This window comes from Kribbella sp. (assembly GCF_035687465.1).
Lineage (GTDB): Bacteria > Actinomycetota > Actinomycetes > Propionibacteriales > Kribbellaceae > Kribbella.
Window position 1 is genome coordinate 1 of record NZ_DASRXP010000142.1, and the last position, 7,860, is coordinate 7,860.

Here is a 7,860-nt window from a genome sequence, read left to right on the forward strand (position 1 = left end):
CAGCCCAGTCCCTCCTCGGCGAAACTGTCGCCCTCACCACCAACTTCCGCACAGTCCCCCCGGTCCTGGACTGGATCAACACCGTCTTCGCGACCCTCATAACCCCCCAAGAAGACGCCCAACCCGACTACCAGTCCCTAACCCCCCACCGAACCTTCACCACCACACCCGCAGCCCTCGGCAGTCCCGCAGGTACTGACGGAGTGCCGCCTGCAGACGTCCCTGCGACGACTACTACATCAGATCTCAGCCCCGAGGCCGGCCCCACCGTCCCTGCCGGTTCTGCACGCTCGGGCATCGCCGCCCCGACGCCCTCCGGGCCGATCGGGCGCGGAGATCAACTCTCGTTGTTCGGCGACGGACCTGACCTCTCCGAAGAGCCGAACGGCTCTGGTCCAGCAACCGGCGACCAGTTCGCCGAGCGTCCGTCGTCCGACCCGCTCGACCCCGCGCACCCCGACCGCGAGAGCACCGAGGACACCGGCGACTCCGAGGCCTCACTCGCCACGGTCACGCCGATCCGCCCCAGACTGACCATCGCCCGGATGCCATCGGAAGCTTCGCCCTCCGCCGCGCCCGCCGACCTTTCCAGCGCCTCCGACCCCGCCACTCACCTCTCCGGCACCGCCGAACTCTCGAGCACTGCTGGCCCCGCCCACCTCTCAGCCCCCGGCGCTTCCGGCTTGACCGCGCCTGCCGACACCTTCCGCCCAGCTGGTCCTGCGGTGACGGTATTGGGGGCGGAGCCGCATGACGACCTTCCGCGTGCTCAGGCGTCCGTGCTCCGTGAGCGTGAGGCCGCCGACGTCGCCGCGGTCGTGGAACAGGCTCTTCGCGAGGGCTGGCAGATCTACGACGACAAGACCTCGACTTGGCGCCCCGCCGGCGCCGGCGATATCGCAGTACTGGTTCCCGCGCGCACCTCGCTCCCGTTCCTCGAGGAAGCGCTCGACCGCGTCGACATCCCCTACCGCGCCGAAGCCAGTTCGCTCGTCTACCAGACAGCCGAGGTCCGCGACCTGCTCGCCTGCGCCCGCGCACTCGGCGACCCGAGCGACCAGCTCGCCCTCGTGACAGCGCTGCGATCACCTCTGTTCGGCTGCGGCGACGACGACCTCTTCACCTGGAAACGATCCGGCGGCTCGTTCACCCTGACCGCACCCGTGCCCGACTCACTCCTGACCCACCCGGTCGGCGAGGCGATCGAATGGTTGCGCCGCACGTACTACGCCGCCCGGTGGATGACGCCCAGCGAAGTACTGGCCAAGATCGTCGCGGATCGCCGGATGCTCGAAGTCGCCGCGACCGGTCCGCGTGCTCGCGACGCCTGGCGCCGGGTGCGCTTCGTCGTCGACCAGGCGCGGGCGTGGTCAGAGGTCGAGCACGGCGGTCTGCGTTCGTACCTGGCTTGGTCCGCCCACCAAGGCGAAGAGGCTTCACGTGTCGCCGAGGCCGTCCTGCCCGAGACCGATGCGGACGCAGTGCGCGTGATGACGATCCACGCCGCCAAGGGCCTGGAGTTCCCGATCGTCATCCTGTCCGGCATGACCGCGGCGCCGAACCGCCAACGCGGAGTACAGGTTCTCTGGCCGACCGACGGTGGTTACGCAGTCAAGCTGAAGGCATCAGTCCAGACGGAAGACTTCGACCTGGTCCAACCAGTCGACGAGCAGATGGACGACTACGAACGCCGGCGCCTCCTGTACGTCGCCGCCACGCGCGCCCGCGATCACCTAGTCGTCTCGTTGCACCGCTCCGGTACGCGCAAGCATTCCAGCAACGCCGAGCTGCTGGCTTCAGGCGGTGGCGTCGAAGCCGCGGACGCCACCCTCTTCACCAGCCCGGCCTCGGAATCCGTCTCCACAGGCTCGCAACCGCCGACCGAGGTCACTGCTCCGATCGCGCGCTCCGAGTGGGAGGCGCGCGTCGCGTCCGCGCGCCAAGCCAGCCGCCGGAAGTCCGCGCAGAGCGCATCCGGTCTCGAGGGCACCGGCCCAGATGTCGCCTTGCAGGGAGCAGATCCCGGTGTCGCGAAGGCTCCACGTGACGTCGAACTACCGCCGTGGTCCAAGGGCCGCTACGGAACCGCCATCGGCCGGGCAGTCCACGGCGTGATGCAAGTCGTCGACCTCGGTACCGGCGCCGGCCTCGACGCAGCCGTCTCGGCGCAATGCCTCGCCGAGGGCGTCATCGAGTACGCCGATGTTGTCACTGCTCTGGTCCGTTCAGCGCTGGCTTCGGACGTCGTGGCCCGAGCCGCCGCCCGCGAACACTGGCGCGAGTCGTACGTCGGCATCCCGCAACCAGACGGCACAGTCCTCGAAGGTTTCATCGACCTGATCTACCGCGAGGACGACGGCACCCACGTCATCGTCGACTACAAAACCGACGCCATCCCAGCGGCCGCCCTGGACTCGCGGATCGCCCACTACGCCCCCCAACTCCAGGCGTACACCACCATGCTTCCAAACCCCGGCCGCCCCATCCTCCTCTTCCTCGCCCCAACCGGCGCCCTAGCCCAAACCCTCTGACTACACCCCGCTAGCGGACGGCCGACTCGCCGATCCCGCCGACAGCGCCCGCGCGTCGGGTGTGAAATTCACTTGCCCGGGGCATCGGCAGGACGGCACGATCACGGTATGACCACGACGAAAGCCCTTCTGCTGTTGCCCTCCACCGACTGTTCGGTGTGGGCCAAGCAGCAGACCGGCCGACTGCTGAGGTCTACTTACTCTCGGTCGTGATCGCCGCGCTGGTCGCGGGCCTCGTCGCCGGATTCGGCATCGCGATCCCCGTCGGAGCCATCGGGACCTACCTCGTCGCCCTCACCGCCCGCACCTCTCTCACGATCGGCGCCTGCGCAGCTCTCGGCATCGCGACCGCCGACGGCATCTACGCGCTCGTCGCGACCGTGGGCGGCTCCGCCATCACACCCCTGATCGCGCCGATCACGGTCCCGCTCACCTGGATCTCAGTACTGGTCCTCCTTGCCTTGGCGATCCACGGTGCCACGACCGCGGTCACGCAGTACCGAAGACTCCAAAGCACCAACCGCCAGGCCGAAACCCCACTCACCGCACCCCGCGCGTACTTCGCCCTGCTCGGCATGACCCTGCTCAACCCGATCACGATCCTCTACTTCACCGCCCTGGTCCTCGGTGGCCAAGACGCCTCGACCCCCACACCCCTGGAACAGTCGATCTTCATCGTCGCCGCCTTCATCGCCTCCAGCAGTTGGCAGCTACTCCTGGCCTCCGGCGGAGCCCTCCTGGGCCGAATCCTCACCAGCCCCCGAGGCCGCCTCCTGACCGCCCTAACCTCCAGCACCCTCATCACCGCCCTAGCCCTCCACCTCCTCCTCACCACCCTCTAAGCCCACAAAGATCGCTTACGTCCGAAGAACTGGCGCAACGGGTCACCAGTTCTTCGGACGTAACGAGCTCGGAGCCGTCCTCAGGGCCAGGCGGAGGGTGGTTCGCGGACCGCCACGGTCAGCCCGTAAGTGGCCAGCAGTTCGGCCGCCATCTGGGGGCCGGCGTAGCGGGGAAAGGTCGCCTTCCACCACGGCCTGCCCTCGAACACCGTCTGATCGAGCAGCAGTTTCCGATACCGCCCATCGATCGCCCGGATCTGCTCCTCAACCCAACGCATCTGTTCGAACTCCCGAAGACCCTCATCCTGCAGAGCCACCGCGATCCGATCCCGTACCGACCGGTCGAACGTGAACTCGTCGAGGATGTCCCCGTAGCCCGCCTCACAAGACTCAACGAACTGGTCCCACGCCCCGATCAGCGCCGTAGGCAACTTCATCCTCGACCCAGCCACCTGCGCAAACCGTTCCAAGAACTCCGCCGTCGTCACGCCACCCTCCGATGTACTCCAGTCGAACCCAGGGTCGCCTCTCAGCCTCCCACTCGGGCCGGCACTTCTCGAAACACATCGGTGGGGACGGCGCGTTTTCTGGTGCTCACGGGACTGTAGTGCGACAACCGGGTTCGTGATGTTCGGTCCGGCACACGCCCTCTGCCTCAGGGGTGGACGCGGTAGTGGAGGTGGGTGACGCCGCCTTCTCCTGCGAGGACTCTGGTTCGCTCTAGTTCGCGCTGCTGGATGCCGAGGTGCTCGAACAGCCGCCGGCCGTCGCCGAACAAGACCGGGATCAGGTGGATCTCGAGTTCGTCGTGGAGTCCTGCCGTGAGGGCGCGCTGTGCGACGCTCGCGCCGTGGACCAGCACGTTCTTGTCGCCGGCAGCCTCCTTGGCAGCTCGCACGGCGGCATCGAGGTCGTTCCCGTCACTCCTCGACGAACTCGCCCAGCACATCGCCGCCAGCCCGCCCCGCTAACGGAATCGCCGGCGGCCGAGCGATCAGGGTCCCGCGCCGGCTGATCCCTCCAAGATCAGGCGAACGGCAGCCGCCGTGATCCTCATCGCTCCCCAGTCACCCTCGAGCTCGTACAACCTGTCGTCCCAGGCCATGGCGTCGATGTTCCCGTAGTCCTGCTCGCCCGTCACCTCGGCCGCTGTCGGGTCCCCCTGACCGGTCCATTCGAGATCAGTCACACCCCCGAACTCGAGAAACCCGTCCCGATAACACAGGGAAGTCCCGTCCTCGGACGCGACGTACTCGGCATGCTCCGGCGTCAACACCACAGCGAGCACGAAACTGACCACGCCCGGCGTCGCCGCGACCGCCAGCACGTATGACTCCTCCAGCACGACATCCTCGAGGCCGGGCAGGTCCTTGTACGACTTCACGACACCCTCATGGGCTGGATTCCCCGTCTTCCACTGCGCTCTGATCGAACCAGGGGAATCCCTCAGCTTCCCACTCCAACCGATACTCCCCGAAAGACGACGGCGGCGCAGTACCTGGGTTGTCATCATTTCCGAACTCAAATCCACACCGCGGACAAACCTCATACGACGGACGCCCCAGAAAATCCTCGTACGGTGGACTCAAAACCTGCCCGGGCGGCGGCGGCCACAGCTCATAGGGCTTTACCGTCAAGAGAAACGAGGAACACACCGGGCATTCAAACACTTAAACCACCTGCTTCGTCAACAATCCCACGGGTCGCCTACCCTCCACTTTCGCTCACCCGAAGAATCTCCCATTGCCTGGCTTCCAACTGCATGGCTGTTCCCACCTTCCGGAGCGACTCCAGCATCCGAGGTGTCACGGCCGCCTCGTATTCATGAAGCTGACGGCACAGCAGCTCGAACGCAGACCCCGGCTCCCCCACCTCAATGAGATCCCGAAGGTCCTCCACCTCGCGCGCGCCCAGCGAGCCCTCCGCTTCCCGCACGACTTCGCGCAACTCGTCCGAAATCCTCACGAGAACCGTTTGCCGGTGCCTGTCCCAGTCGACACCCCCGGACTCTCGCAAGATGGCAGCTAGATCCGCCTCGAAGATCCCTACCGCCTCATGCTCATCGTCGAAGTACCTCTCCCAGAAACCCCGCTGAAGCCAGCGAGGCGGTGCGAGCCGCAGACTCCCACTGTCCGAGAGTTGCGCCACCCAAACCGAAGGGACCGTCGGATCCGTGGTCTCGAACATCGCCGAATCCCAAATCCCCGGCGATTCATCACCATGATGGATCCGCAGCGAGGAATCGCCTCCGGGCCGCGCAGCAACCTCAAGCACCGTGTACTCCACGCCAACTCGCATCGAGGGGTGATCCGCGACAACCTTCCGCGTCACAGGGCTGATGATCTGCACACACCGAACCCTCATGCACACCTCCCACTCAGTCCTCGGGTTCAAACTCGATCAGGTCTTCGACGGCCTGTCGCAACCAGGCGTAGAAGGATGGAAGGACTTGCCGAAGCTCCCAACCCAGATCCGCGAAGTCATGGATTATCAGGACCTTCGAGCCCTCGCTGACGTCCCAGCAGGCGACATCATCGTTGTCCTGCCGCCGCGCAAACGGCACCAACTCTCTAGCCTGGTAGCGCTCTTGCAAACCTCGATAGCGCTCATTCAGCCGCTCACCATCGAGAATGCACCAGGGTTCCAGATCAACCAGCCCGAGCTCCACCACCCGTAGAAACGACGCCGGATAGCTGAACCCGGCCGGCAAATCCTGATCCGCAATGAACCTGCTCATTTCAAGTTCCGCCACCACTCGGTGTCTGTGTCAGGAGTTTCCAAGCGGTCAAACTGGGCGTTGACATGGTCGACGAACACCTGCGGCAGCCGGACATCATGATCGCGGAGGTAGTGCGCGAGTCCGTCCGGCCAGTACCACGTGCCGTCCGTGAGTTCGAGCGCCCCATTCTCTTGTCCGCACATGCGGCGCCTCGAAATACCGCCAAAACCTCTGAAGACGAAACCTTGCGTCAGATAGTCGGTGACAAGGTCCCGCTCGAGCGCATCCCAGCCGGGATCCACAAAGTCCTGCGGCACCGGCCAACCAGGCGTCCTCGGCCCGTCCCAGTACCCGATCAGCCTTAGCGTCCGCCGTCCAGCGTCAATCACTAGCCCACCTACCTCCACATACTCCTTGGGCCGCTCCTGCGCTGCAGCGGCAGATTGTCACTGCCCTGCGTCGGCATCGTGGTCAGCGACGCGGAGAATCTCCCACTGCCGAGGCTTCAGTTGCATGGACGTTCCCATTTCGCGAAGACTGTCCAGCATTCGAGGACTGACCGCCGCGTCGTATTCGTATAGTTGGCTACACAGCAACTCGAACGCGACGCCCGGCTCACCAACATCGATCAACTCCCATATATTCTCCACGTCATCCGGGGTCAGCGAATGCTCCGATTCAAGCAGCGCCGCATGGAGCTTGCCGATGAGGTCGTCCCATGTCAATCGCGTCATCGGACTGGAAATCCGGTGATGATGCCCTCACCTCGAGGCTCAATAATGACTCGAATCTTCACGCCGCCTCGGACACCTTCGACCTTATAGCGAACAGGTTCACCCGCATGGGTAAAATCTGCACCCGCGGGGCCGGATTGTTGCTTCCAAACCAGAGTGGGATCGGTTGCGATATTAGAGATCTCATACACGATCTTGTCCTCCGACCAGTTCTTTGGGAACACGGACTTTCCTGGGCTTCCCGGCCACATATGTCCTCCGCCGGCCACTTCGCCAATTCCATCACCATAGAGGATGTGCGTCCGCCTGCTTGTGGAGGACAGATCGGCATACAGGCGAGGATCTACAGTCAGTACTGAGCGCGATGCAGCCGCGTCTCGCGCAGCGATGCCGAGAGTGGGGAAGCGGCTGGCGAGGGCGCCGATGGCGATGTTGGCGGCTAGGTCTGAGCAGTTGCCTTTGACTACGCAGGCTTCGGCGGAGAGGATGCCACCGGCGCCGGCGGAGACCATGCCTGTTGCTGAGGAGACCTGCATGAGGATGGGGATTGCGGGGGCGCAGGGGCGGTAGAGGGTGCAACCGATTGCGGCGGCGACTGTGCCTACTGAGATCCAGCCGGAGACGTGGGAGACGTCGGTGAGGGTGCCGTTGATGTCGTCCAGGCCGGTTAGGTCGGTGTTGGAGACCGGGTTGCCACTGGCGTAGGCGTAGGGATCGCCGGAGCCGCCTTGGTCTGGGGACAGGAAAGTGGCGGTGCTCGGGTTGTATTCGCGTTGGCCGAAGAGGTAGTTGCCGTTCGGGAGGAGAAGGCCGCCGGCGTAGGCGGGGCCTGGGGACTTGGGGTCCTCGCCACGTGGGAGACCGTACGGCTCGAAGTCTCGTTGCTGGTTCCCGGTCGCTAGGACTGAGCCTGAGCGGCCGGACACCATCTCGGTGGTCTTGCCTGCCGTGGTCTGTGCGGCGAGGCCAGCACCGTAGGAGTAGCGGGTGGGGGTCTTGCCGGTGGAGACGTTGAGGATTTGAGGGGAGAGCGG

The 7,860-nt window shown here is 65.2% G+C and carries 10 protein-coding genes; 2 read left to right on the forward strand and 8 right to left on the reverse strand.

The genetic code is table 11. The features are described from left to right. Both VFG33_RS07280 and VFG33_RS07285 read left to right on the forward strand, forming a co-directional pair. Window positions 1–2,531 (forward strand): UvrD-helicase domain-containing protein (locus tag VFG33_RS07280; protein ID WP_325023727.1); only part of this gene is annotated, 2,531 nt, incomplete at its 5' end. 209 nt (window positions 2,532–2,740) lie between these two features. Next, window positions 2,741–3,373: a LysE family transporter gene (locus VFG33_RS07285; protein ID WP_325023729.1), complete on the forward strand. Its 633-nt coding sequence runs from the start codon at window positions 2,741–2,743 to the stop codon at window positions 3,371–3,373. Between the two features lie 80 nt (window positions 3,374–3,453). On the opposite strand, the gene VFG33_RS07290 is transcribed toward VFG33_RS07285, so the two are convergent. From VFG33_RS07290 to VFG33_RS07325, 8 genes are all read right to left on the reverse strand, one after another. Next, window positions 3,454–3,810, reverse strand: coding sequence for a hypothetical protein (locus tag VFG33_RS07290; RefSeq protein WP_325023731.1), 357 nt, complete (start codon window positions 3,808–3,810; stop codon window positions 3,454–3,456). A gap of 218 nt (window positions 3,811–4,028) precedes the next feature. Continuing rightward, window positions 4,029–4,322, reverse strand: coding sequence for a dihydrofolate reductase family protein (locus tag VFG33_RS07295; protein WP_325023733.1), 294 nt, complete (start codon window positions 4,320–4,322; stop codon window positions 4,029–4,031). A gap of 45 nt (window positions 4,323–4,367) precedes the next feature. Continuing rightward, window positions 4,368–4,757 carry a hypothetical protein gene (locus tag VFG33_RS07300; protein ID WP_325023735.1) on the reverse strand — a complete coding sequence of 130 codons (390 nt, stop codon included), beginning with the start codon at window positions 4,755–4,757 and terminating at the stop codon, window positions 4,368–4,370. A 323-nt stretch (window positions 4,758–5,080) separates the two neighbouring features. After that, window positions 5,081–5,722 carry a MafI family immunity protein gene (locus VFG33_RS07305; protein WP_325023737.1) on the reverse strand — a complete coding sequence of 214 codons (642 nt, stop codon included), beginning with the start codon at window positions 5,720–5,722 and terminating at the stop codon, window positions 5,081–5,083. Window positions 5,723–5,750: 28 nt separating this feature from the next. Continuing rightward, entirely contained in the window at window positions 5,751–6,110 is a 360-nt protein-coding gene (locus VFG33_RS07310; RefSeq protein ID WP_325023740.1) for a hypothetical protein, read from the reverse strand. Beyond that, complete coding sequence (locus VFG33_RS07315; RefSeq protein ID WP_325023741.1) at window positions 6,107–6,409, reverse strand: hypothetical protein; 303 nt, start codon at window positions 6,407–6,409, stop codon at window positions 6,107–6,109. The genes VFG33_RS07310 and VFG33_RS07315 overlap by 4 nt, the downstream gene beginning before the upstream one ends. A 129-nt stretch (window positions 6,410–6,538) precedes the next feature. Then, on the reverse strand, window positions 6,539–6,826 hold the full coding sequence (locus VFG33_RS07320; protein ID WP_325023743.1) for a MafI family immunity protein: 288 nt from the start codon (window positions 6,824–6,826) through the stop codon (window positions 6,539–6,541). Beyond that, window positions 6,823–7,860: EndoU domain-containing protein (locus VFG33_RS07325; RefSeq protein ID WP_325023745.1), on the reverse strand; the 1,038-nt coding region annotated here is incomplete at its 5' end. The genes VFG33_RS07325 and VFG33_RS07320, both read right to left, overlap by 4 nt.